Origin of the sequence: Sediminicola arcticus, assembly GCF_040566695.1 — a bacterium.
Classification (GTDB): Bacteria; Bacteroidota; Bacteroidia; order Flavobacteriales; family Flavobacteriaceae; genus Sediminicola; species Sediminicola arcticus.
Map to the genome: position 1 here is coordinate 192,140 of NZ_JBEXAE010000005.1, position 24,932 is coordinate 217,071.

The following is a 24,932-nucleotide window of genomic DNA, read 5'->3' on the forward strand; positions in this document are numbered from 1 at the left end:
CCAGTTCTTATTTTTGCTTTTAAGCTGCTGTTTTTTGATATACTTATCCAATAACTGCGCCTATAATTCCATTAAATACGATATCAATGATAGCTTCTACCAAGTGAACTTTCATATCCATTAGTTCGGAGGTGCCATACCAAAGCAAGCCCATTCCCAAACCGACAAATATTCCTATCCAAACGCCAAAGGCAAAACCATTGGAGGCACTATATACCCCTGCAGCCCATTTGCCGTAGATGGTGCTTATTGCTAATGTTCCTATCAAATTTACCAAGGCGATAAACAATATATTGGGTGGGTCTTTCATTATGTTTTTTGTGGCGTGGGCTTCAAAAAAATCAGCTGTAGCTATGCCTCATAAGGCATAACCCAAAAGAAACATGATTAGGAAGCCTACAACGGTGGCTAATACGTTTGATTTTGAAAACATACTTTATTAATTTAAAAGGGTATGGTTAGTTAAATATTATGATATAATGAATAATTTAACACTTTACATAGTGATTCCATTTATTTATAATCATTTTTTATCGTTTATATCTATAAATTTCCAATAGTGTAAATTCCATTTCAAATTGTATTTTTGAACTCTCATTTAAACAAACCAAAAATGAAAAAGTACTGCTTCTTTTTAAGTTTAGTCTTCTTGCTTACATTATCTAATTGTAAAAAAATGAACGAAATAATGGTAATAGGACATAGGGGGGCCATGGGCCATGAAACGGAAAATACCTTGGCGTCAGTCCAAAAAGCATTGGATCTTGGAGTGGATATGATTGAGATTGATGTCTTTAAGGTCAAAAGTGGGGAGATTGTTGTATTTCATGATGAAACTTTGGAGCGCCTCTCAAATGCTGGGGGAAGAATTGAGGACTATAATATTTTTGACCTGAAGAAGGTAATTTTAGAAGGCAATCACAAAATACCTATGTTGCAGGATGTGCTCAGATTAATAGATCATAAGGTTTCCTTGAATATTGAATTGAAAGGTGCTGGAACCGCAGACCGTGTTAATTTTATTGTAGAATATTATATTAAAGAAAAAGGCTGGAAAATAGAAGATTTTTTAATTTCCAGTTTTAATTGGGATGAACTGAGGGATATGCGCAAAATAAACAAAAATATTGCCATAGCGATACTCTCTGATGGAAACCCAATTGAGGCCATCCCTATGGCCAAAGAGCTGGGAGCTATTGCCATTAATCCAGATTATAAAATGCTCAATTCAGAAAATGTAGAGGAAATTAAGGACGGAGGTTTTAAAATCTACACCTATACTGTAAATGAACCTAAAGATATTGAGAAAATGAAGGATTTAGGGGTAAATGGTATTTTTACTAATTTTCCAGAACGGATACGTTAATGTACGATGTGCTGATCATTGGCGGTGGGGCTGCAGGGTTTTTTGCGGCTATCCATATCGCAGAGAAAAACCCAGAGTTAAAAATTGTGCTTTTAGAGCGTGGAAAGGAAGTGCTCACCAAGGTAAAAGTATCTGGGGGAGGTAGATGTAATGTTACCCACGCCGAGTTTGATCCTGGGGAATTGATTAATCACTATCCCCGAGGAGACAAGGAATTATTAGGGCCTTTTCACACCTTTTGTACAGGCGATACGATTGCATTTTTTGAGGCTAGGGGCGTGTCTCTTAAAATTGAGGAGGATGGTCGTATGTTTCCGGTTTCAAATTCTTCACAGACTATTATTGATTGCTTTATGGGTGAAGTGGACCGATTGGATATTACCATTCTAAAAAATAGTTCGGTCACCGGGATAACCAAGACAGAAAATGTTTTTACTATACAATCCATAAAAAAAGAGTATCACGCAAAAAAAATATTAGTAGCTACGGGCAGTAATCCAAAAATTTGGAAAATGTTGCAAGATTTGGGGCATTCCATTGTTTCCCCTGTTCCTTCCCTTTTTACTTTTAATATCAAAGACGACCGTATTTCAGAAATTCCTGGGGTAAGTACACATGCGGCTGTTGTGGTTTTGCCCCAAATTCCCTTAGATTCAAAGGTAAACATACCCCTTAAAAGTAAGATTACACAGGAACTAAGCCTTGAGTCAGAAGGACCATTATTGATAACCCATTGGGGGATGAGTGGTCCGGCAATATTAAAATTGTCGGCATGGGGTGCAAGGGTATTAAGTGATTACAAATACAAATTTAGAATTAGGGTAAATTGGTTGCCAACCTATCACGAAGGTGGGGTATATCAACAATTACTGGACATAAAGGAGGTAGAAGCAAAAAAGACCATCCTGCGAACCAATGCCTTTGATATCCCAAAACGATTGTGGGTAAATCTAGTAAAGGCAGCAGGGATATCCGACAGCACTAAATGGGCTGATATTTCTAAGAATGACCTTCAAGAACTGACTGGACAATTAACTCGTTCTGAGTTTATAGTAGATGGTAAAAGTACCTTTAAAGAAGAGTTTGTTACTGCAGGGGGGATAGATTTAAAGGAAATAAATTTTAAAACCTACGAGAGTAAAATGGTACCTGGGCTCTATTTTGCAGGGGAAGTGATGAATGTGGATGCTATTACGGGAGGTTTTAATTTTCAAAATGCTTGGACGGGCGCTTATATTGCAGCTAAAGCAATAGCAGAGAATTGAGGATGTTATAAATCTTGGAGAATCTTAATTCTTACTGTTCACATTAGGAACACTTAATTTAATTCCCAAATCTTGTAATTTAATACCATCGCAAAACCTACCCATAATAAATAGGGAATCATCAAATAGGCAGCTGGTCTGTATACCACTTTAAACCAGTTGATAGTTAACACAATCATAATCAATAAGGTCACAATGACCAATAAGGCCATTAAGGGGTTTTGAAATCCAAAGAATACGATGCTCCAAAGGGCATTGAGCAATAGTTGGAATCCAAAATGATATAAGGCTGTTTTTACCCAAACATGATAGAAACCCCTAGCCCAAACCAATCCGGCTGCTATGCCCATCATTATGTAAAGTAATGTCCATACAGGGGCAAAGATCCAATTGGGAGGGTTAAAACTTGGCTTGTTAAGGGTTACATACCAATCATTTATAGAGGATTGTGTAGCAAAACTGGATAGAAATCCAATCAGCAAACAAACTGCAACGGAAATTGTTATGTAGTAGATTCTTTTTTTCAAAATATGGGTATAAGACCCTAAAGTAGTAATTTATTTTAATCGGGACCATCGTAAAACCTCTTAAAAACTATCTTTGCAAAAATTATTTACCAAATGACCGCATCAGACTTTGTCCCTTTCGCATATTCAAATGAAGTAGCGAATGGGAAGATCACTTGGAAATCACCTAGTAATATAGCCCTTGTGAAATATTGGGGGAAGAAAGAAAACCAGATTCCTGCCAATCCTTCTATCAGTTTTACTTTAGATACCTGCGCTACAACCACAACGATTGCTTATAGGAAGTTGGAGGAAGAAGGGAACGAATTCTCATTTGATCTACTTTTTGAAGGGAAGCCAAAAGATTCATTCAGGCCAAAAATCATGACTTTTTTTAAGAGGATAGAAAAGTACCTGCCTTTTTTAAAATCCTATCATTTTACAATAGAAACTTCCAATTCTTTTCCACATAGTAGTGGAATTGCCTCTTCAGCGAGTGGAATGAGTGCCCTCTCCTTGTGTTTAATGAGTCTTGAAAAGGAATTGTATCCAGAAATGAGTGCGGAATACTTTAATAGAAAAGCCTCCTTTTTAGCTCGTTTGGGTTCTGGTAGTGCCTGTAGAAGTATAGAAGGAAATCTTATGGAATGGGGTCTACACGGTGAAACAGATGGGAGTTCTAATGAATATGCCATCAAATACCCTTATACAATACATAAGGTGTTTACTAACTATCAAGACACCATCTTACTAGTAGATAAAGGACAAAAACAGGTGAGTAGCACGGTTGGACATGAGCTGATGCATGGACATCCCTTTGCGGAACAACGTTTCCTGCAAGCCCATAACAATCTCACCAAATTGCAATTGGTTTTTGCTAACGGAAACTTAAATGAATTTATTGAAATTGTGGAAAGTGAGGCCTTGACCTTACACGCCATGATGATGACCAGTTTGCCCTATTTTATATTAATGAAGCCCAATACCCTGGAAATCATTAATAAGATATGGGCCTTTCGTGAACTTTCCAAAACCCACGTCTGTTTTACCTTAGATGCAGGAGCAAATGTACACGTATTGTACCCCGAAGCAGAAAAGGAAATAGTTTATCAATTTATTAAGAATGAGTTGGTTGCATATTGCGAAAACGGGCAGTATATTTGTGATGCAATTGGATATGGTGCCAAAAAAATGTAATTTAATATCATTATTGACTAAATAAGGCGTTATTTGTATATCGCTTTTAGAATTCAATTTTAAAAAGGCTATGAAAGGACCATTATTTTACTCTAAAATTTTACTTTTTGGGGAATATGGGATTATAAAAGATTCAAAAGGTCTTTCTATTCCCTATAACTTCTTCAAAGGAGCCTTAAAAACCAGCAAGAATCTTTCTGAAACGGCAGTGAAGTCGAACGAAAGCCTAAGGGCGTTCGCAGTTTATTTGGAAAAAATGCAGTTTGAAAATCCTGAATTGGTGACATTTGATCTTGGGTCCTTGAAAAAGGACGTTGCTAATGGTATGTATTTTGACAGTTCCATACCACAAGGTTACGGTGTTGGTAGTAGCGGTGCCCTAGTGGCTGCCATTTATGATAAATATGCAGTCGAAAAAATTACAGTTTTAGAGAATCTTACTCGAGAAAAATTACTTTCCTTGAAGGCTATATTTGGTTCAATGGAATCCTTTTTTCACGGAAAATCTTCAGGATTAGACCCCTTAAATAGCTATTTAAGTCTCCCCATTTTAATTAATTCAAAGGACAATATAGAATCTGCCAGCATTCCTTCACAGAACTTGGAAGGAACTGGAGCCGTATTCTTGCTGGATAGCGGTATCATTGGGGAAACTGCCCCTATGGTACAAATATTCATGGAACAAATGAAGCAGGATGGATTTAGGAATATGTTGAAAGACCAATTCATAAAACACACAGACGCCTGTGTGGAGGATTTTATCAGTGGGAATATAAAATCGCTTTTTGGAAATTTAAAAGAACTTTCCAATGTGGTTTTAGACAATTTTAAGCCCATGATTCCAGCAGAATTTCACAAACTTTGGAAGAACGGGATAGAAACTAACGATTACTATCTAAAGCTTTGCGGCTCAGGTGGAGGAGGTTATATTTTAGGTTTTACCCAAGACATCAATAAAGCAAAAAAAGCACTACATGGCTATAATTTAGAAGTGGTCTATAACTTCTAAAGGTTTGAGCCATGCTTAGTAGAAAAAACAAGCTCCTTTTATTAAAGTTCTTGAGTCTTGTTTCCGTGGTTAGGGGATACAACATTCTAATGATTGTATTGGCCCAATACCTAGCTTCCATATACATATTGGCACCAGATCTTCCTTTAAGGAGGGTGGTTTTGGATGTAAATCTGTTTGTTTTAGTTGCAGCTTCGGCCTTGGTCATTGCTGGAGGCTATATCATCAATAACTTTTATGATGCTGAAAAGGATTTGATAAACAAACCAAGAAAAACTATGTTAGATCGCTTGGTAAGCCAGCGCACTAAGTTAACCACCTATTTTGTTCTCAATTTTATCTCAGTCTTTTTATCTAGTTATGTCTCATTTAAGGCGGTTGTCTTTTTTTCGGCATATATTTTTGGTATTTGGCTATACTCCCATAAATTGAAAAAATTACCTTTTGTGGGTAATATAGTATCTGCTATTCTGGCCATTACACCCTTTTTTATCGTCTTTGTTCATTATAAAAATTTTGAAGCTCAAATATTTGTTCATGCTATCTTTCTGTTTTTATTGATTTTGGCTAGGGAAATGATCAAGGATATGGAAAATATGGCCGGAGATTTGGCGCAAAATTATAGAACCATCCCTATTTTATACGGGGAGAGTTTTTCTAAGATAGGAATTAGCATTTTGATAGCACTGACTTTAGTTCCTTCCATTTTGCTAATCACCACCTATGACGTTGGATATATGTACATCTATTTTATCTTGGCAATTGTCCTACTCCTTATTTTTCTTGTCTTACTTTGGAAATCAAATAGTAAGAAACATTATGTGTGGCTGCATAATATTTTAAAGCTGATTATCATTGTAGGTGTTTTTAGTATATTATTAATTAATGTACAATTGGTGTTAAATAGAATAATATAATGGAAAACTTACTAAAAGTAGCGCTAGCTCAGATTAGTCCAGTTTGGTTGAACAAAAAAGCTACACTCGTTAAAATTGAAAAAACCATCTTGGAGGCTTCCACCAATAAGGCCGAGCTAGTTGTGTTTGGAGAGGCCCTTTTGCCTGGTTATCCATTTTGGTTGGCTCTGACCAATGGGGCTGCATGGGATTTAAAGGTGAACAAGGAAATTCATGCCCACTATGTTAGAAATGCGGTACAAATAGAAGCGGGAGAATTGGATTCTATTTGCCTTTTAGCAAGGGAACATAAAATTGCCATTTATCTGGGGATCATGGAACGTGCCAAGGATAGGGGAGGCCATAGTATCTACTGCTCTTTGGTCTACATAAATGCATTGGGCGAGATTAAGTCTGTCCATAGAAAACTACAACCTACTTATGATGAAAGGTTGACCTGGGCACCTGGAGATGGGAACGGTCTTCAAGTACACCCCTTAAAACAGTTTACCGTAGGTGGACTAAATTGCTGGGAAAATTGGATGCCCTTACCAAGAGCAGCACTTTACGGTCAAGGAGAAAATTTGCATATAGCTGTTTGGCCCGGCAATGAATGCAATACCAAGGACATTACTAGGTTTATAGCCAGGGAATCCAGGAGTTTTGTAATTTCTGTTAGTTCTTTGATGAAAAAGGAGGATTTTCCCAAGGATACCCCTTATTTAAATGAAATATTGGAAAAAGCACCTGAGGTTCTTGCGGATGGAGGTTCTTGTATTGCTGGTCCCGATGGAGAATGGATCTTGGAACCAGTAGTAAATAAAGAAGGCTTAATCTATCAAACCTTAGATTTTAATAGGGTTTATGGGGAACGTCAAAATTTTGATCCCGTAGGGCATTATTCAAGGCCCGATGTCACAAAGCTATATGTGAACAGAGAACGCCAATCTACCGTGGAATTCAAGGATTAATCAACCCCTGTGAGGTTAATCAACTATATAAAAGGTAATTGCTATAATCCTGAAATTCCTTTGTACCTTTGTGCAAATATTTTGTAGATAGTACATATGGGAAGGTCAGATGACAATAGAGATGGGAAAACTTCAGGAAGAGGTGAAGGCTTTAAGAAAAAGAGCTTTGCGAGGGGAAATGCACCCATAAAAAGAAAATCTGAAGGGGATAAGAAACCTTCTGATCCCAATGTAATACGTTTAAACAAATACGTGGCCAATTCAGGGGTTTGTTCCAGAAGGGATGCCGATATTTATATCGCCTCAGGGAATGTTTCTGTAAATGGGAAGCCTGTTACTGAAATGGGTTATAAGGTAAAGCTTACTGATGTAGTAAAGTTTGATGGTAGGTTGTTAAGTCCGGAGAAAAAGGAATACGTTCTTTTGAACAAGCCCAAAGACTTCGTGACCATTGCTACAGATTCAAGAGGGAGACGTTCGGCTATGCAATTGGTATTGAATGCTTCCAAATCAAAAATATCCCCGATTGGTCGTTTAGATAAGGACGATACCGGACTTATTCTTTTCACTAATGATGGTGAAATGGCCAAACGTTTGGCCCGCCCACAGAATGGGTTGAGGAAAATTTACCATGTTGTTCTTGATAAAAACTTAAAGTTCGAAGACTTAAAGGCTATAGAAGAGGGAGTTACCATTGAGGAGAGCGTGATTAGGGTAGCTGAAATAAGTTATATAGAGAATTCTCCTAAGCGTGAAGTGGGTATTGAGATACACAGTACGCGTAATAAGGCTGTTCAAAGAATATTTGAGCACTTGGGTTATGAAGTTGAAAAATTGGATCGTGTGGTATATGCCGGACTAACCAAAAAAGATTTACCTAGAGGTCATTGGAGATATCTTACAGAACAAGAAGTGATTAATTTGGGTATGATTAAATAGCCAATAGATCTTAAGAAATATAGAGGGGCTTAAACATTGTTTATGCCCCTTTTTTATTGTTATTCCTTGAATGCTATTTCATTTTTTTACGGATCTCTTCCAGACAGAGATTTCCCAAGCTGCCTTCATGGATATGTTTAATGTCCCTTTTTGGAGTAAAATTCCCTTCATTTATTTCCATTCCCATCTTCTTGTAGGCATCCCTAAATGGCATTCCACCCAATACCAATTCGTTCAAGGTATCCACGCTAAATAGGTAATCGTATTTGGGATCTTCTAAGATACTCTTGTTGACCTTTACTTCCTTTAAACTGAAAGTGAGTATTTCCAAACACGCTTTTAAATCTTGTATGGCCGGGACAATGACCTCCTTCACCAATTGAAGATCCCTATGGTACCCACTGGGTAAATTGTTGGTGATTAATATGAGCTGATTAGGGACGGCCTGCAGCTTATTGCATCTTCCCCTGACCAATTCAAAAACATCTGGATTCTTTTTATGGGGCATAATGCTAGAACCCGTAGTAAGCTCATCGGGAAAGGAAATAAAATTAAAGTTCTGACTCATGTATAAGCAGATGTCCATAGCCATTTTAGAAAGGGTTGCGGCAATACTGCTTATTCCAAATGCGGTGGCCTTTTCCACTTTTCCCCTGCCCATTTGTGCAGCAACAACATTGTATTTCATGGTTCCAAATCCCATTTCCATGGTGGTAAAACTTCTGTCTATGGGAAAGGAGCTGCCATATCCAGCTGCGCTTCCCAAGGGATTTTGGTCAGCTACCTTATATGCTGCTTCTATAAAATATAGGTCGTCCACAAGACTCTCTGCATAGGCCGAAAACCATAGTCCGAACGAAGAAGGCATGGCTATCTGTAAATGAGTATATCCCGGAAGTAAAACCTCTTTATGATGGTCTGCCAATTCTAAAAGAAGGTGGAACAACGATTGGGTCATTTCCTTTATTTCGGAAAGCTCATTTTTTAAATAGAGCTGCATGGCCACTAAGACCTGATCGTTTCTAGATCTAGCGGTATGGATCTTTTTGCCCGTATCCCCTAGCTTTTCGGTAAGCACATATTCTATTTTGGAATGCATATCCTCAAAGGAGTCCTCAATAATAAATTTTCCTTCCTCGATGGATTTGGAAATTTGATCTAATTCGGCACATAAGGCTTGGGTTTCCTCACTCGTCAACAATCCAATTCTACCAAGCATTTTGGCATGTGCTTTAGATGCAATAACATCGTATTTAGCCAAAACCAAATCCAGTTCTCTATCATTTCCTACCGTGAAATGATCAATTTTTTTATCTGTACTAAATCCTTTGTCCCAGAGTTTCATATGCTTTAATTTTCTAGCTCTTGATTGATCTCCAACCAGCTGTTATTATTTTACTGCATCATTAGAGTAGGAATCCCTCTAAAATCTTAATATACAAATCTATACCTTCCTCAATCTCATCCACATAGATAAATTCATCCGCAGAATGGGATCTTGTACTATCACCAGGCCCCAATTTTAAAGACTGACAGCTTAATGCCGCTTGGTCGGACAGGGTAGGTGAGCCGTAAGTGCTTCTTCCTAAATTAATCCCCGATTGCACCAAGGGGTGATTTTTGTCAATGGAGGATGAATTTAGTCTTAGGGACCGAGGCCTCATTAGGCAAGGAGCTTCCTTGGTCAATATGTCGGCAATCTCTTTATTGCTATAGCGGTCATTGACCCTTACATCCACTACTAGATCTACCTTTGCGGGAACTACATTATGTTGGCTGCCCGCATTAATTTGGGTAACAGTCAGTTTTACCTCTCCCAGGGCTTCGGACACCTTTTCAAAGGAATAGTTTTGAAACCACTGAAGTACTTCTATGGTATTGTATATAGAATTATCGCTGTTCGGATGTGCAGCGTGTGAAGGGGTTCCCTTTACTTCGGCATCAAAAACTACCAGTCCTTTTTCAGCAATTGCCAGGTTCATCAAAGTAGGTTCCCCTACAATGGCAACTTCAATATGGGGCAAAATAAGAAGCATGCTATTAAGACCATTTGTGCCTGAACTCTCTTCTTCTGCAGATGCAACTATAATAATGTTGTGGTTTAGGTCTTTTGTCTCGTAGAAATGTGTGAAAGTTGCGATTAATGACACCAAACAACCTCCTGCATCATTACTTCCCAAGCCATATAATTTTCCATCCTCTATATGTGGATGAAAGGGATCCTTGGAATAGGCCGAATTTGGTTTTACCGTATCATGATGGGAGTTTAGTAAAAGGGTAGGCTTTTTATCGTCATAGTATTTATTAAATGCGTACACATTGTTCTTCTCCCTCTTAAAGGGAATATTGTAAGCTGTGAACCAAGCTTCAATGGCATCAGCAGTTTTATCCTCTTCTGAAGAAAAAGATGGTATTGATATCAATTGCTGCAACAATGCTAGTGCTTTTGATGTGAGTTGTTTTTGGTCTATGGTCATAAAGTAATAGTTGTATATAAGGTGGCTGTAGGTTGTAACATGGAAATATCCCCTATGCACACCTTGTCTACACTTTTGTGTAAGGCATGAAAGCAATTTTCCAATTTCGGAAGCATTCCGTCAGCTATTATTTTTTGGGTAAGAAGTTCTTGGTAAGATTGACTATTAATATATTTGACAACGGAGTCTTCTTCCGAAATATCCATCAAGACGCCTTTTTTTTCAAAGCAGTAATACAAGGTAGTTTCATAAAGCATACTCATGCCAATAGCGATTTCCGAAGCGATAGTGTCTGCATTGGTATTCAATAATTGCCCTTTCCCGTCATGGGTGATGGCACAGAACACAGGGACTAGTCCAGAGGTAAGAAGCGCATTTATAGTGTTGGCATTTATACCGTCTACATCACCGGCATAACCGTAATCTATATTTTTAATAGGGCGTTTATGGGCTTGGATGGTATTGCCGTCGGCACCACTTAGTCCAATTGCATTGCAATTGTTGGCCTGTAATTGGGCCACAATATTTTTATTAGTAAGGCCGCCATATACCATGGTGATTACTTTTAAGCTTTCTTGGTCTGTGATTCTTCTACCACCTACCAATTGAGACTGTATTCCAAGTTTTTCTGCCAATTGTGTGGCTAGTTTGCCGCCACCATGTACCAAGATTTTAAGACCCTCCATTTTTGAAAAAGAGCGGAGAAACTTGGATAGCTGATTTTCTTCTTGTATGACGTTTCCCCCTATTTTAATTATGGATAATTTTTCTTTCATGAATACGAATTAAGATAGGCTTTCCAATATTTTTTTTAGTACTATTTGTGCTGCATAGGTTCTGTTATTTGCCTGTTCAATGACTAATGATTGTGCACTGTCCAATACCTCATCTGCCACGATTACGTTTCTGCGAACTGGCAGACAATGCATAAATTTCGCCTGTCCCAACTTTTTTAAATCGATCGTCCAATTGGTATCCTTGTTGGTAACCTTCCCGTAATCCCTGTAACTACTCCAGTTTTTTACGTACACAAAGTCTGCATCTTCTAGGGCCTTTTTTTGATCATATTCAATAGTACAACCTCCCGTGATTTTTTCACTTAACTCATAGCCTTTGGGATGGGTGATTACAAAATCTGCCTCTTGCCTCTGCATCATTTCTACAAAAGAATTGGCCACTGCATGGGGCAAGGCTCTTGGATGAGGTGCCCAAGAAAGGACTATTTTGGGTTTAGACTTGGTATTGTTTTCTGCTAAGGTTATTGCATCGGCTAAGGCCTGCAATGGATGTCCCACGGAACTTTCCATATTTAAAATGGGAACCGTGGCATATTTTTTAAATGATTCCAACACTATCTCCGATTCGTCTTCCTCTTTATTGGTGAGGGAGGCAAAGGCCCTTATGCCTATGATATCACAATATTGGGAAATCACTAGCGCAGCTTCTTTGACATGTTCAGAGGACCCTTGATCCATAATAGTGCCATCCCCATATTCTAAGGCCCAACCTTCACTTCCAAAATTCATAACAATAACATCCATTCCCAAGTTCATAGCTGCCTTTTGAGTGCTCAAACGTGTCCTAAGGCTGTTGTTAAAAAAAAGTAATCCTAAGGTCTTATCTTTTCCTAGGTCTTTATATAGTTTAGGATTTGGTTTTAAGGATCTCGCTTCTTGCACCCAATTGGGTAATGAGTCAATATCTTTAAGGGATAGGTAATGTAACATGTCTTTTATTTTATTTTGGTAAAACTGCTCTTGTTGTTTAGGGAATCGATTATGAAATTATCCTTTAGACCATTTACGATCCAAGTTTCAATATTTGCTTCTTTAGCAATTGTTGCAGCTTCAATCTTCGACTGCATTGCACCTGTTCCTAGGGAAGACTTCAAGCTACTTATTTCTCGTTCTAGCTCTCCAAGGTTGTTTACCGTCCTAATCGTTATAGGTTTATTGTTTTCTATAGATTCTTTGGTGTAAATACCATCTGTATTCGTGGCTATTATAAGTAGGTCCGCTTTTAATAGGGTAGCAGTAAGAGCAGCTAATTTATCGTTATCGCCAAACTGGATTTCATCCGTAGACACTGTATCATTTTCATTGATGATGGGAATGAAGTTATTGATTACAAGGACGTTAATGGTATTGCATATATTTATTTTGGAAGCCTCCTTTTCAAAATCTGAATAGGACAGCAGGCATTGTGAGGTGAACAATCCCAATTCCCTGAAATTTTCTTGAAAAATACGCATCAAATGTGGCTGACCAATGGCTGCTAATGCCTGCTTTATATTGATTTCGGCTCCATTGTGCTCTAATTTTACGAACTGTCTTGCAGCGGCAATGGCTCCAGAACTAACAATAATAAATTCGTATTGTTCTTTTAATGAAGCTATCTGGCGGCCAATATCCTCAATTTTTCCTCTGGAAATCTGATCGGTTTCCTTGGTCAGGGTATTGGTGCCAATTTTAAGTAAGATGCGTTTTCTTTTCATGCTTCTGTAACTATGCCTCCCAACAAACTTTGGTTAAAAGGCAATCAAGGAATTCTATGTTTTTAACTCCGTTTGAAGGGCTTCAAAAAATAGATCTATATGTTTTTTAGTGATGTTCAAAGCTGGGAGAATTCTCAAAACATGTTTGTCTTTTGCTCCTCCCGTAAATAAATATTGGTTGTAGATCAATTTTTTACGCAATTCGGATACATCAAAATTGAACTCTAGGCCTATCATCAGTCCCCTTCCCTTCACCCTCTTGACTTCTGGTATTTTTGATGCTTTAGACTTAAAATATTCGAATAGTTTGTTGGCATTCTCAATGAGGAACTCCTGCTCAATGACTTCCAATACGGCCAATCCCGCGGCGCAAGCCAAATGATTGCCGCCAAAGGTAGTACCCAATAATCCGTAAGAAGCTTTAATGCTTTCATGTATCAATACGCCACCTATAGGAAAACCATTGCCCATCCCTTTTGCAATCGTTATAATATCTGGTTGAATGTCGTGATGCTGAAAAGCGAAGAACTTGCCACTTCTTCCATATCCGGCTTGTACTTCATCTGCAATGAGTAGTGCGTGGTACTCTTTGCAAAGACTGGCAATTTCTTGGTAAAATTCGGTAGAAGGTTGGTCTAAACCCCCTACGCCTTGTATAGCTTCTATAATTACTGCGCACACGTCCCCTTTTTCAATTTCTTTGGAAAACGCTTTTATATCATCAAATGGTAAAAACGAGACCTTTTGTTGTTGGTTGATGGGGGCATTTATTTTTAAGTCGTCCGTTACTGCAACTGCGGCTGAGGTCCTTCCGTGGAAACTGTTGTGAAATGCCAACACCCTTGATTTTTTAGTTTGAAAAGAGGCTAATTTTAAGGCATTCTCATTAGCTTCCGCCCCAGAATTACACAGGAAAAGATTATAATCTTCGCAATGGGATAGTTTTCCTAGTTTTTCGGCCAATTCACACTGCAAAGGATTTTGTATGGCATTGCTGTAGAATCCAATTAGGTCCAATTGTTCCTTGATGCGCCTAACATAGTGCGGATGGGAGTGACCAATGGATATGACCGCATGTCCTCCATAAAAATCGAGATATTTCTGACCTTTATCATCTGTTACGACAATTCCTTTAGCCGAAACTGGGGTAACGTTATATAGGGGATAAACATCAAATAGGTTCATTGTTATTCTTTTTTAATTTGATTGATCTTTTCATAGGAGGCCACGATACCTTGAATTAAAGAAGAGCTCAAGCCTTGGTGTTCCATCTCATTCAATCCTTGGATGGTACATCCCCTTGGGGTGGTCACCTTGTCAATTTCTTCTTCAGGATGATTACCAGAGGCAATTAACAATTGGGCGGCCCCATTACAGGTATGCATGGCCAATTCTTGTGCTTCTTTAGCATCAAAACCAAGTTGTATTGCACCTTGGGTGGTTGCCCTAATAAGACGCATCCAAAACGCTATACCACTTGCACAAATGACTGTGGCTGCCTGCATTTGACTTTCTGGTATAATCATAGAATGCCCCATTTTATTAAAAATGGTTTTAGCTAGTTCAATTTTTTCTTGTCCCTTTTCATTGGCACAGATACAAGTCATAGACTGGCCTACAGAAATAGCCGTATTGGGCATGCTTCGAATAATATTGTGATTTTTACCTATGACTTTTTCTATACGTGCCATACTATAACCCGTAATGGTGGAAATAATAATATGGTTCTCTGCTAATTGGTCTTTTAGCTGTTCCAAGATGCCTTCAAAATGTACTGGTTGTACAGAAAAAATTAAAATATCCGAATTTTTAAGTGCTTCCTTGTTATCCTTGGTTACTATTACATTGCCGTAGGATTCTAGGGTTTTTATCTGATTTATATCCCTTTTGGTAAGATAAATAGAGGAAATTCCGTCATTTGTATTCAATAATCCTTTGGCTATGGATAAACCCAAGTTCCCCGTCCCAATTATAGCTATTTTCATTTTTGATTGGTTTATTTGTTTTTGCTCATAAAAGTTAACATTCAATACGTTAAAATATCCCTGCCTTTAACTGAAGGCCTTCCGTCTCTTCGAACCCGAACATTAAATTCATATTCTGTACAGCCTGCCCTGATGCACCTTTTAATAAATTATCGATGGCAGAGGTAACCAACAACACTCCGTTGTGTTTATGCAGATGGATATGGCAATGATTCGTGTTCGCTACTTGTTTCAGGCATATTTCCTCATCAGAAATTTGGGTAAATTTAGCATCGGCATAAAAATCCTGATACAGGCTTTTGGCAGCTTCTATACTCCCTCCATAATTGGTATAGGCTGTAGCAAATATGCCGCGAGTGAAGTTGCCACGACTTGGCAAAAAGAACAGGTCACCTGCATTGGATTGAAGGGAATGTAAACTTTCGTTTATTTCTCCCAGATGTTGATGTGTAAAAGGCTTGTACCAAGATATGTTGTTGGTTCTCCAACTAAAATGTGAAGTTGAGGAAAGGCCAACGCCTGCTCCTGTACTGCCTGTGACAGCATTGATGTGTACCGAATTTTCAAGGGCACCCGCTTTGGCCATGGGCAATAGGGCTAATTGTATGGCCGTAGCAAAGCAACCTGGATTGGCAATATATTTTGCCTTTTTAATGGCTTCCTTATTCAATTCTGGAAGGCCATAGACAAAATTGTCGCCATTAAAAATTGAATCGGCTGTTAGCCTAAAATCATTACTCAAGTCGATGATTTTCGTGCTTGCCGAAAATTGGTGTTCGTTTAGGAAAGCAGTTGAATTACCATGTCCCAAGCACAGAAAGACTATATCCACATTTAAATTTACCTCTCCTGTAAACCTAATTCCAGTTACTCCCAAGAGATCGGGATGGGCAGAAGATACATTTTTACCTGCTCTAGTAGTACTATATATGAAATCAATAACTGCCTTGGGGTGATTTAGGAGGATTCTTATTAGTTCCCCTCCCGTATATCCAGACCCACCTATTATTCCTGCTTTAATCATTAGTATTGTTGACGTGGTTATATATTTTTCCTGCGTTAGATAATATCTTGATGAACCCTTTTGCATCATCTGCTGTCCAACCCTTGTTCATTTCCCCATAGCTCCCAAAAGAGGTAATCATGAGGTCATGCTTAGAAGTTATACCATTTAGCGAAAAACGATAAGGGTGAAGACTTAAAAACACATCTCCAGAAACATTTTTCTGGGTATCCGTTAGAAAAACCTCAATATTCCGCATAACCTCATCTAGATAATTTCCTTCGTGCAGGAGCATGCCATAGAAATTTCCTTGCTGTTCTTTTTGGAATTGTTGCCATTTGCTCAATGTGTGCTTTTCCAACAAATGATGGGCTTTAATAATGATAAGAGATGCAGGGGCCTCAAAACCAACCCTTCCTTTTATGCCAATTATTGTATCTCCAACGTGTATGTCCCTTCCAATAGCAAATTTAGAGGCAAGGGCATCTAATTCTATGATATTGTTCACAGGAGTGTTTATCTTGTCGTTTAAAGCTACAAGTTCGCCCTTTTTAAAGGTGAGTTTTACATCCATTGGGTTAGTTTCTTGCAACTGGTTTGGATAGGCAGTATCGGGAAGGGCGGTATGTGATGTTAATGTCTCCTCTCCACCAACGGATGTACCCCAAAGACCTCTATTGATCGAATATTTGGCCTTTTCCCAGGGGTAGTCCATCCCACTTTCTTTAAGGTATGCTATTTCGGCTTCCCTGGAAAGTTTGTTGTCCCTAATAGGGGTGATGATCTCGATTTCTGGGGCCAAGATCTGAAATATCATATCGAACCTAACTTGATCATTACCAGCTCCTGTACTCCCATGGGCAATGTAGGAAGCGTCTATTTTTTTAGCGTGGTTCACTATTTCTATAGCCTGCACAATACGCTCAGCACTTACCGATAAGGGATAGGTGTTGTTTTTTAGGACATTACCAAAGATCAAGTACTTCACTACCTTGTCATAAAATGTTTGAACGGCATCAATTGAGGTATAGGATGAAGCCCCCAATTGTAGTGCCTTCTTTTTAATGTTCTTAATTTCTTCTTTTGAGAACCCACCAGTATTTACACTTACGGCATGTACTTCAAAGCCTTGGTCCTTAGACAGATATTTAGCACAATACGATGTGTCTAGACCACCACTATAGGCTAATACTAATTTTTTCATTTTTCTTTCTTTTTAAGGAACAAGTTCTCCTTTATACTTTTTAATCTTGTAAATGCTTTAGTATTCAATTTATGTTCCTCCACTTTTTTCTTTGCATGAGGATCATATAACATACCCGTACACAAGCACATTTTTGTTTCGGTCCTAGTAAGAATATCAAAATTCTTACAGGTCTGGCAACCTTTCCAAAACTCAGGATCATCGGTTAGCTCGGAAAAGGTAACAGGTTTATAGCCAAGTTCGTAATTCATTTTCATGACGGCCAACCCAGTGGTAATTCCAAATATTTTAGCGTCAGGAAACTTTTTTCTAGATAGTTCGAAAACAGCTTTTTTGATTTGTTTGGCAAGGCCTTGCCCTCTATAGTCTGGATGTACGATTAATCCTGAATTGGCGACAAATTTTTCATGACCCCATACCTCAATATAACAGAAACCGGCAAATTTGTCTCCATCTAAGGCTAAAATGGCATTGCCGTTTTTTAGTCTTTTCTCAATATACTCCGTAGTACGTTTTGCTATACCAGTACCACGTACCTTGGCAGACTCCTCTATGGTATCACAGATAATTTGAGAGTATTTAAAATATGATTCGTTAGCAATAACAATCTTCATTGAATGTTGCTTTAGTATTGAATAAAATAATGATTTTTTTCGAGAGTTGGAAATGGACTCACCTATTTCCATAAAAGGAGTGCACCCTTACGGGCGACGACGTGTAGGCGTAAATGAATAAGCGGGAAAAGAAACCCGATTATAAAAAAGTATGTGTGTTGATGTATTCATTCTAAGACAAAAGTATCAATTAAAATGAAATAGGGGCAAAACATGTTTAATTTTTACAAAATAACAAGTTTTTGTTATTTAGGTTAATCAATTCATAGATTAGAAAGCCATATACTAGGATATATTCAATGCTGAGAATTAAAAGGTTCTCTTGAAATTGGGCATTAGTGTAGGCCCAGTAGCTTAGCAAGACAGTAAGTGACCAAACTAATGGAAACCTAAATTCTGTATAAATGGCCAAAATGACTAAGAAGATGATGTACCACGGGTGAACAGTTGTGGCTAAAAAATAATAACAACTTAGGACCCATAACATGGAAGTAATCAGGGAAGATATGTTTTTATTGTTTCGTAAAAAGGAAAAAATAAGGACCAATATTACAATTATAAATGGGATGATTTTTCCAAATATTTTGATCATTTCATAAGCCGGAACATCCAATTGTTTGCCAATAGATTTAATGATATTATAGTTGCTGGCATTGAATTCGAAATTTGAGAACCAAAGCCCTAAAGTCGCAGAATAATGGGCTATGAAATCTATAGTAAAAAATGGGAGGATAAAAGAAATAATGACGGCTCCAATAAGAGAATAAAATATCATACTTCTTTTAAGGCCAAAGTATTTTAAAAATAGGGGTAGAAAGAGAAGGGGAACAAGCTTTGTCAGAATAGCAAATGCATAAAATATGCTGCCCCATTGCCATTTTTTCTTTGCAATAAAATAGATGGAAACCAAAAAGAAAAACAGCATAACCCCTTCAAAATGAAGATTTCCCGTAAGTTCTATAATGACTAACGGATTTAAAAAATACCAAAAAATCAAATAAGAAGATTTGTTTAAATGTTTGAGTAGCTTTATTCCAAAGTAAAGAATACCCAGATCTGCCGATATTATGATTACACGCATTGCAATGATGCTGCCTAGTATGGACTTCCCACCCAACATACTAGCAACAGCAAAAAGGAATTGATTAAGAGGAGGGTAATTGGAAAAATGTTTAGCGCTTAGCTCTCCCATTCCTAAATGTAATTCCTGTGCATTCGCAATAACAAGATTACCTTGAGTTATTAATTCATTAGGGGTAAAAATATAGGGGTTGAAGCCATGGGCCACTAACTCCCCATCCCATATAAAACGATAAAAATCTTGCGAGAGATTTGGTAAGATCATAAAAAACACCAAACGAAAAAGGATACCAGCTACTAGAATAAATTTAAAATTCCACTTTTCAAATTGTATGATTTTATAACACAAAAAAAATAACCCTAGCGATAGGGTTATTAGTTTTATAAAATCTGTTCTTTCTAAATCATAAGCAAAACTCCCATAAAAACTGATGCTGATAAGCACCATGAGGATTGGAAATTTATGAAGTTTCCAATAGGAGGACATACTTATGCTTTAGCAGTAAGAGAGTTGAAGAATACAAATCCGAAACCTAGGAACAACATAAAATGAAATGGAAACAATCCAAAATCGTTTAAAGGAATTGCACTGTACATACCAAACAAGAAATAGATCATCAACAACGCTTCTAGGATCATGTTCGGAGATAATTTTTTAGTCAAATATTTATTTCCTTTCCAGCTGTCTGTAAGGTTGTTGATATTGAACTTTGGAGTCCTGACAAATTCACTTCTTTTTCCCATATGCCCTTCCAAAACTGCCATAGAATTGTGCAAGGAAAAACCTAAAGCTACGGAGAAGAAAGTAAAGAATATTTTTATATAATCCACAAAATTATCAAAACCACTGCCTTGAATACTCTTATAGGTAAACCAGTAGCATACAAATAAGATAATGGAGCTTACAACAAAAAAACTGGTTACTTCGAAGATCCATCCCAAGTGCCCATACATATTTTTAATATAGAGCATAGGGATACTCAAAAATGCTACTATAAATACACATAAGAACATAGAACTGTTCAATAGGTGCATTACCCCATGAAACTTTGTTTTAAATGAAATATTTCTAGAGGTAATAACGCTCCAGACTGTTTTTCTAAAGTTCTCTGCGCCACCTTTATTCCAACGAAATTGTTGGGAACGAGCTGCACTTATAACTACAGGAAGCTCTGCAGGGGTTTCTACATCTTCCAAATATTTAAATTTCCAGTTTTTCAATTGAGCTCTATAACTCAAGTCCAAATCTTCGGTTAAGGTATCACCTTCCCAGTTACCAGCATCGAGGATACATTCCTTACGCCAAATTCCTGCTGTACCATTAAAGTTGATAAAATGTCCTTTTGCGTTTCTTCCTACTTGTTCCAAGGTGAAGTGAGCATCTAAAGCAAAAGCTTGTATCTTGGTTAAAGTAGAATAATCTCTATTGATGTGCCCCCATCGGGTCTGAACCACGCCAATTTCTTGATCTTTAAAATAGATAACAGTCTTTTTTAACCAATCTGCGTCAGGTAAAAAGTCGGCATCAAAAATTGCGATGAATTCACCTTTGGCAATTGTAAGGCCTTCTTTCAAGGCACCAGCTTTATAGCCAGATCTATTTTCTCTTCTAATATGGGTAATGTCCAATCCAGTTTCTTGTAGGGCAGCAATTCTTCTAGCGGTATCATTGACCGATTCGTCAGTAGAATCATCCAATACCTGTATCTCAAGTTTGCTAGATGGGTATTCAATTTTCGCGATATTCTCCAGTAATCTCTCTACAACATATTCTTCATTGTAAATAGGTAGCTGAATGGTAACAAATGGGATTTCTTTTGGATCAAGAAGATTGTATTTTGGAGCTTCTTGGTTCTGTCTCTTATACCAAAGATAATTTACAAGAAGATTCAATTGAGCCAAACTGTAAAAGAAGATTAAAACTAGCGCAATACTGTAGACTGCAATGATAATGTAAGTGATGGTTAGTCCCATTTTAGTTGATAAAGAAAAGTGTGATTAAGTTTGTTTTTTATTTAATACTATATTTAAAAATCCAACCTAGGATTTTTATGCCTGCAAATATACTACCTTTTACCGTACCTGATACTTTTGACACCCCAATTCTTTTTTTGTATCGAACTGCTACTTCGGTGTATGTAAGTTTCTTACGTAACGCTTTTAACTGCATTTCCACAGTCCAACCATAGGTCTTGTCTTCCATTTCCAGCGCCAATAAACGGTCGTATTTTATGGCTCGGAAGGGTCCTAAATCTGTGTATTTAGCCTTAAAAAGCATTTTCATTAGAAAAGTTGCTAGATTATTGCCAAAAATTTGTTGCGGTGTCATAGAACCTTGTTCCCTCAGTTCCTTAACGCGAGCCCCAATAACAAAATCTATATCTTCTTTTATGATGGGTTCAACTACTTTGGTGAGTTCATCCGGATAATCGGAATAGTCACCGTCGATAAATACGATAATATCTGGTGTTTTGGATCTTTTGGCTATGTAATCCATTCCACAAAGACAAGCGTACCCATATCCCCGTTTGTTTTCGTTTAGTACTGTGGCACCTGCCTTTTGGGCATTTATAGCAGTTTTATCAGAAGAATTATTGTTGACGACAATAATTTCTGATATAAAATCAGGGATTTCTTGAATTACTTTGGCTATAGAATCTTCTTCATTATAAGCGGGAATAATTACTACGATATCTTTCATTATACTAGATTTGGACGGGAACTTGTCCTTCCATCTTACATTGATTTAGCTTCATCTTTGATGTAATTACTATTCCTCTTATCGTTTTGGAAAGGGGACAAAAGTAGATAACTCGGTGTCAACGACAACATGAAAATAACAATGTTTTTTTTATTTTTGATTAACTAAATCCATTAGGTTAACATCGTTGCCTAAAAGGATTTCAGTAGGATTGATTCGGCCTTCTTCAGGTCCATTTTCTAGCTTTAAAACCCCACGCGGACATACGGCAGAGCAAATACCACAACCAACACAACTAGATCTAACTATATTCTCTCCCTTTTGTGCATAGGCCCTTACATCTATTCCCATTTCACAGTAGGTGGAACAGTTACCGCAAGAAATACATTGTCCACCGTTGGTGGTTATCCTAAACCTTGAAAAAAGACGTTGCTGGAACCCAAGGACAGCGGCCATTGGGCAGCCAAATCTACACCACACCCTATTTCCAAAAATTGGGTAGAATCCTGTGCCAATTACACCAGAAAAAATACTGCCTATTAAAAAGCCATAGGTCTTTCTTAAGGTTTCAGATTTAAAAAGAAAAACGTTCCCATCCCCACTTAGGTAATGGAATCCAATAAGGGTAATTATGATGGTAAAGTAGCCTATAGCTCCATAGATGGCATCTTTTTGAAGTTCTTTCCTTTTAAAGAGGATCACCCAGCCGAAAACCAGGGTTAATAAGCCCGCTACTCCAAGTAAAAAGATATTTTTAGTCAACCAATAAGTACTACTGTCATTTCCTAGATAAGAATAAATTACAGCTGTAGTCATTAACGTTACAAACACTACTACACTGTGTACTACCCATCGTTCTATTTTCCAAGCTTTTTGGGTTTTATCGCTTAATTGTCTAAAGGAATCTCCTGCTGTTTCCGCTAGGCCTCCGCATCCACATACCCATGAGCAATACCATCGTTTTCCATATTTGTAGGTGAGGATAGGCGTAATTACAAAGATAGAAAGGACACCAAATATGAGCATGGCTATCCCTATATCACCGGAATCAATCATGCTATTAACACGGTAACGCTCAAAATTGTAATAGTTAAGGGGCCAAATGTTCTTTAGGTCGTAGTACGGAAGTGAAAATGATTCACTGTTTAGTCTGGACATAAATTCAGGAATCAAAAAAGCGAAAGCTGTTTGGAAAAACATGACACTAGAGGTTCGTATCATCTCATACCTATTGTGCCTATATTTCCAAATAAACTTAATTCCGAAAGCTAAAATAGCCACCGTATAGAGTGTGCCGTATACAAACCATTGACTTGCGGGATTACCACTGAGAAGTTTGCTTAAGGGATCAAAAAAAGCGATGATTCCTGTATTATCGCCAGATTTTGCCAGACCTAGAAATTGTGGATAAAAATAGAGGACAATATAAAAAGAAGTAAGGGCAATACCCGCCATCCAAGCCCATATTCCTCTACCGGAGATGGATTTGAACCAAACCCCATCATTTTTTATTCCCTTAAGGGATTGGGCGTATGCTGCGGCAGAAAACAAAACAACGCCAGAAAAAATAGCTAATAGTGATATGGTAAGCCAAATTCCCTTTTGGGGGAAATTCACATTGAAAATGGCTAGGACTAAGATAGAAAGTCCACTCATTCCCATCAAGGTAGCTATTTTTTGGCCTAGGTTCAAAGATTTTGGTGGGGTGCCAGTCAAGGCCATATTTTTGTCGTAAGTACTCATGTAAGAAGGAGGTTATATGTTGAAAAATATTCTTTTTAAACTTTTCTTTTTTAAACCAATAGATGCCTTAAACTGTTCATTGTATTTTGCTACGATAGATGCTTCATAGGTGGCATAAAATTCAGGATCAAAATTAGCATCCTGTAAATGGGCTATGACATGCTCAATGGATTTATTCTCTGTTAACCATCTATCCATCATTTCATGCCTCATTCGGATGCCAAATGTGTTAATGCCTAAAAATGCCTTAGTCTCTTTGTGGAATGAAATGGTGATACATATCTTTTCATCTTTATGCCTCCAATGGAAGTGTTCCTCATATGGTTTTATATTGCGCTCACTAAATACCCATCCATAGGTCTGATACTCAATATCCAAAAATTTGGCAGAATTAAACCAGTGGCCTGGATTGTAAGGTGTTGGGTTGCCGCATATGGTTTGGGCGATAGCTTCGCCCATCATTCGGCCTGTATACCAAACAGCTTCCACTGGTCTTCTGTTCCCAATGGGTTCGTGCTGTTCCGCACAGTCGCCAATAGCAAAGATGTTAGGAATATTGGTCTCCAACATGCGGTTCACTTTTACTCCCTTATCCAGCTCAATACCTGAGTCCTTAAGAAAATCTATATTCGGGGTTACACCAGCGGTAAGACCCACTAGGTTGCATTCAATCGTTTCTCCCTTATCCGTGACAATAGCTCTGACATGGCCATTTTCATCAGACAGTATTTCTTTTAGGTTGGTGCCCAGTTGTAAATCTATATGATGTTCTAAAATATGTTCATTGATCATTTCTGATTCTCCCTTGGGAAGTACCCCGTTCCAAAAACTCTCTTCCCTTACTAAAAATGTTACTGGAATCTTTCTGGTTCTCAACATTTCTGCCAATTCTATTCCTATGAGTCCACCACCTACAATTACAGCTCGGGAACAAACCTCTTTATTGGGGGCGTGCAATTCCAAAGCGTCGAGATCTTGTTTTGAATATAACCCTTGTGCCCCTTTCAGATCTTGTCCCGGCCATCCAAACTTGTTCGGTTTGGAGCCGGTTGCGATGATCAATTTATCGTAGGCAAGTGATTCAGAATTGGCCAGGACTATTTTTTTTGATTTATAGTCGACCTTGGTAACAAAACCATTTACCAGGTGGAATCGATTTTTTTTCCAAAAGAAATCCTCATAGGGTTTTATGTGCTCAAACTTCATATGCCCCATATAAACATACATAAGGGCTGTACGAGCAAAGAAGTGGTCTGTCTCAGCTGAAACAATAGTTATTTTTTTGTCAGAAAGCTTTCTTATGTGTCTTGCAGCGGTAATTCCAGCTATTCCATTTCCAATAATGACAATATGTTCCATGCGTAGTAGCGGTTGTTGGTCTGTAAGTCGTGCTTAAATATAAGAACTTAATTCTAGGCTTATATTTATAAGTTATTTAAATATGAACAAACCTAAAGACCATTTCTTAGGTTTATGTTAATG

The 24,932-nt window shown here is 37.8% G+C and carries 24 protein-coding genes; 7 read left to right on the forward strand and 17 right to left on the reverse strand.

Features of this window, described 5'->3' with window-relative positions:
- Positions 1–43 precede the first annotated feature (43 nt).
- Positions 44–310, reverse strand: a complete 267-nt coding sequence (locus tag ABXZ36_RS11740) for a hypothetical protein (protein ID WP_354615860.1) — start codon at positions 308–310, stop codon at positions 44–46.
- A gap of 303 nt (positions 311–613) precedes the next feature.
- On the opposite strand from ABXZ36_RS11740, the gene ABXZ36_RS11745 reads away from it, so the two are divergent.
- Both ABXZ36_RS11745 and ABXZ36_RS11750 read left to right on the forward strand, forming a co-directional pair.
- Positions 614–1,366, forward strand: a complete 753-nt coding sequence (locus ABXZ36_RS11745) for a glycerophosphodiester phosphodiesterase (protein ID WP_354615862.1) — start codon at positions 614–616, stop codon at positions 1,364–1,366.
- Positions 1,366–2,631, forward strand: a complete 1,266-nt coding sequence (locus tag ABXZ36_RS11750) for a BaiN/RdsA family NAD(P)/FAD-dependent oxidoreductase (RefSeq protein WP_354615863.1) — start codon at positions 1,366–1,368, stop codon at positions 2,629–2,631. Before ABXZ36_RS11745 ends, ABXZ36_RS11750 begins: the two co-directional genes overlap by 1 nt.
- 53 nt (positions 2,632–2,684) lie before the next feature.
- On the opposite strand, the gene ABXZ36_RS11755 is transcribed toward ABXZ36_RS11750, so the two are convergent.
- Complete coding sequence (locus ABXZ36_RS11755; RefSeq protein WP_354615864.1) at positions 2,685–3,158, reverse strand: TspO/MBR family protein; 474 nt, start codon at positions 3,156–3,158, stop codon at positions 2,685–2,687.
- 93 nt (positions 3,159–3,251) lie between these two features.
- Between ABXZ36_RS11755 and ABXZ36_RS11760 the strand changes: the two genes are divergently transcribed.
- The 5 genes from ABXZ36_RS11760 (at position 3,252) to ABXZ36_RS11780 (ending at position 8,149) form a co-directional block, all read left to right on the forward strand.
- Positions 3,252–4,334 carry a diphosphomevalonate decarboxylase gene (locus ABXZ36_RS11760; RefSeq protein ID WP_354615865.1) on the forward strand — a complete coding sequence of 361 codons (1,083 nt, stop codon included), beginning with the start codon at positions 3,252–3,254 and terminating at the stop codon, positions 4,332–4,334.
- 70 nt (positions 4,335–4,404) lie between these two features.
- Positions 4,405–5,343 (forward strand): mevalonate kinase family protein, encoded by a 939-nt coding sequence (locus ABXZ36_RS11765; RefSeq protein WP_354615866.1) that lies wholly within the window; start codon positions 4,405–4,407, stop codon positions 5,341–5,343.
- 11 nt (positions 5,344–5,354) lie between these two features.
- A complete protein-coding gene (locus ABXZ36_RS11770; protein ID WP_354615867.1) occupies positions 5,355–6,260 on the forward strand; it encodes a geranylgeranylglycerol-phosphate geranylgeranyltransferase in 906 nt (301 codons plus the stop codon).
- Positions 6,260–7,210, forward strand: a complete 951-nt coding sequence (locus tag ABXZ36_RS11775) for a carbon-nitrogen hydrolase family protein (RefSeq protein ID WP_354615868.1) — start codon at positions 6,260–6,262, stop codon at positions 7,208–7,210. The genes ABXZ36_RS11770 and ABXZ36_RS11775 overlap by 1 nt, the downstream gene beginning before the upstream one ends.
- A 96-nt stretch (positions 7,211–7,306) precedes the next feature.
- Positions 7,307–8,149: a pseudouridine synthase gene (locus ABXZ36_RS11780; protein ID WP_354615869.1), complete on the forward strand. Its 843-nt coding sequence runs from the start codon at positions 7,307–7,309 to the stop codon at positions 8,147–8,149.
- Between the two features lie 73 nt (positions 8,150–8,222).
- Here the strand turns inward: ABXZ36_RS11780 and argH are convergent, their stop codons facing one another.
- The 15 genes from argH to ABXZ36_RS11855 all read right to left on the reverse strand — a co-directional run bounded on the left by argH (position 8,223) and on the right by ABXZ36_RS11855 (position 24,809).
- Positions 8,223–9,494, reverse strand: a complete 1,272-nt coding sequence (gene argH, locus ABXZ36_RS11785; protein WP_354615870.1) for an argininosuccinate lyase — start codon at positions 9,492–9,494, stop codon at positions 8,223–8,225.
- A 61-nt stretch (positions 9,495–9,555) separates the two neighbouring features.
- On the reverse strand, positions 9,556–10,626 hold the full coding sequence (locus tag ABXZ36_RS11790; RefSeq protein WP_354615871.1) for a M20 family metallo-hydrolase: 1,071 nt from the start codon (positions 10,624–10,626) through the stop codon (positions 9,556–9,558).
- Positions 10,623–11,402: an acetylglutamate kinase gene (gene argB, locus ABXZ36_RS11795; RefSeq protein ID WP_354615872.1), complete on the reverse strand. Its 780-nt coding sequence runs from the start codon at positions 11,400–11,402 to the stop codon at positions 10,623–10,625. The genes ABXZ36_RS11790 and argB overlap by 4 nt, the downstream gene beginning before the upstream one ends.
- 9 nt (positions 11,403–11,411) lie before the next feature.
- On the reverse strand, positions 11,412–12,353 hold the full coding sequence (locus ABXZ36_RS11800) for a Rossmann-fold NAD(P)-binding domain-containing protein (protein ID WP_354615873.1): 942 nt from the start codon (positions 12,351–12,353) through the stop codon (positions 11,412–11,414).
- Positions 12,354–12,358: 5 nt separating this feature from the next.
- Positions 12,359–13,120 carry a glutamate 5-kinase gene (gene proB, locus ABXZ36_RS11805; protein WP_354615874.1) on the reverse strand — a complete coding sequence of 254 codons (762 nt, stop codon included), beginning with the start codon at positions 13,118–13,120 and terminating at the stop codon, positions 12,359–12,361.
- A 54-nt stretch (positions 13,121–13,174) separates the two neighbouring features.
- Positions 13,175–14,305, reverse strand: coding sequence for an aspartate aminotransferase family protein (locus ABXZ36_RS11810; RefSeq protein WP_354615875.1), 1,131 nt, complete (start codon positions 14,303–14,305; stop codon positions 13,175–13,177).
- A 2-nt stretch (positions 14,306–14,307) separates the two neighbouring features.
- Positions 14,308–15,105: a pyrroline-5-carboxylate reductase gene (gene proC, locus ABXZ36_RS11815; protein WP_354615876.1), complete on the reverse strand. Its 798-nt coding sequence runs from the start codon at positions 15,103–15,105 to the stop codon at positions 14,308–14,310.
- A 49-nt stretch (positions 15,106–15,154) separates the two neighbouring features.
- Positions 15,155–16,129, reverse strand: a complete 975-nt coding sequence (argC, locus tag ABXZ36_RS11820; RefSeq protein ID WP_354615877.1) for an N-acetyl-gamma-glutamyl-phosphate reductase — start codon at positions 16,127–16,129, stop codon at positions 15,155–15,157.
- A complete protein-coding gene (locus ABXZ36_RS11825) occupies positions 16,122–17,312 on the reverse strand; it encodes an argininosuccinate synthase (RefSeq protein ID WP_354615878.1) in 1,191 nt (396 codons plus the stop codon). The genes argC and ABXZ36_RS11825 overlap by 8 nt, the downstream gene beginning before the upstream one ends.
- Positions 17,309–17,926, reverse strand: a complete 618-nt coding sequence (locus ABXZ36_RS11830) for a GNAT family N-acetyltransferase (RefSeq protein ID WP_354615879.1) — start codon at positions 17,924–17,926, stop codon at positions 17,309–17,311. The genes ABXZ36_RS11825 and ABXZ36_RS11830 overlap by 4 nt, the downstream gene beginning before the upstream one ends.
- 217 nt (positions 17,927–18,143) lie before the next feature.
- The gene (mptB, locus tag ABXZ36_RS11835; protein ID WP_354615880.1) at positions 18,144–19,493 is read right to left on the reverse strand and encodes a polyprenol phosphomannose-dependent alpha 1,6 mannosyltransferase MptB; all 1,350 of its coding nucleotides are present in this window, start codon (positions 19,491–19,493) and stop codon (positions 18,144–18,146) included.
- A 2-nt stretch (positions 19,494–19,495) separates the two neighbouring features.
- On the reverse strand, positions 19,496–20,980 hold the full coding sequence (locus ABXZ36_RS11840; RefSeq protein ID WP_354615881.1) for a cellulose synthase family protein: 1,485 nt from the start codon (positions 20,978–20,980) through the stop codon (positions 19,496–19,498).
- A gap of 37 nt (positions 20,981–21,017) precedes the next feature.
- On the reverse strand, positions 21,018–21,707 hold the full coding sequence (locus ABXZ36_RS11845; protein WP_354615882.1) for a glycosyltransferase family 2 protein: 690 nt from the start codon (positions 21,705–21,707) through the stop codon (positions 21,018–21,020).
- Positions 21,708–21,857: 150 nt separating this feature from the next.
- Positions 21,858–23,450: a 4Fe-4S binding protein gene (locus tag ABXZ36_RS11850; protein ID WP_354615883.1), complete on the reverse strand. Its 1,593-nt coding sequence runs from the start codon at positions 23,448–23,450 to the stop codon at positions 21,858–21,860.
- A 12-nt stretch (positions 23,451–23,462) separates the two neighbouring features.
- Entirely contained in the window at positions 23,463–24,809 is a 1,347-nt protein-coding gene (locus ABXZ36_RS11855) for an NAD(P)/FAD-dependent oxidoreductase (RefSeq protein ID WP_354615884.1), read from the reverse strand.
- Positions 24,810–24,932: the final 123 nt, after the last annotated feature.